Here is a 1,005-nt window from a genome sequence, read left to right on the forward strand (position 1 = left end):
GCGCCTAGTGACACGCCGCATCAGCGTGCCCGCAAGCGTTTCCGCAGCTCACAGCCCAGAACTGTGTGCTTTTCTCGCTACACATCTGCGGAACGCAGGACGCTGCGGCGGGAGCTGAATTGGGAACTTCCGCGCCAGGAGACCCGGAGGGATCAAGGCGGTTGAGGGTCAGAACCACGCTGTGAGAGAAGCATCGTGCAGGTCATCACCCCTGGAACACCGCAGCTGCACGCGCTGCGCCTGGCCGCCCACGCATCCAACGGCGACCGGCTCGGCACGCTGCCGCACCACCTCGGGTTCGAGACGGGATTTGCTCGACGTCTCCCGTGCGCTGGTTCACTACGTTGCCCGGTTGCCGCGGCTCCTCCGCGCCCTGCGCTGTCTCGGCGAACGCGGGTTCGCCCTGCTCAAGGGCCGCTGGCGGAGCCTCCAGCACTTCACCGCCAGCCCCAGCGCAATCGACGACATCGCCCGTGCCGCTCTCGTGCATTGTCGTGCCGAGAAAGGACTGCAGGCGGAAACCGATGGCATGGACGTCCAGAACCGGACCACGCCCCGTGGTCACCACGAAGAAGACAGCCGTGACGAGAAAACTGAGCACGAGGGCTCAGTACAGCGTTTCAGCGAAGAGAGCCGGAAGACGCACGTCTCACTCCCCCGCGAAATCTCCAAGAGCGCCGGCGGCGCGACCTGATCTCGGCCGGCGGCAGGCCCTCCACCCGCACCAGCAGACATCGCAGACGGCCTACCGCCGCCGCCACCCAGAACCGGCCCATCAGCCGGTGCACGGGCACGCTTTCCCTTCGCCCGCTCGGCCGGACGGCATCGACCCGCACCTCCGCCTCGCTCATTCCCCACACCAGGATCGACCGTCGCCGGCTGAAGGGGCCGGCCTTGGCCGTGTGTTGACGCTCGCCCATGACCGGCATGGTGGCGGCCACTCTCCGGTGTTCCTCGCTGAAAACGCTCATTCTCATGCGATCCGGCCTGGCCGCGGGTCCTTGG

Annotated in this window: 1 protein-coding gene; it reads left to right on the forward strand. The window is 67.3% G+C overall.

Annotated elements, in window-relative coordinates; translation table 11 throughout:
- The first annotated feature begins 310 nt into the window (after positions 1–310).
- Positions 311–694: a hypothetical protein gene (locus tag IO39_RS57230; RefSeq protein ID WP_043637657.1), complete on the forward strand. Its 384-nt coding sequence runs from the start codon at positions 311–313 to the stop codon at positions 692–694.
- Positions 695–1,005: the final 311 nt, after the last annotated feature.

Source organism: Nonomuraea candida (assembly GCF_000725485.1).
Classification (GTDB): Bacteria; Actinomycetota; Actinomycetes; order Streptosporangiales; family Streptosporangiaceae; genus Nonomuraea; species Nonomuraea candida.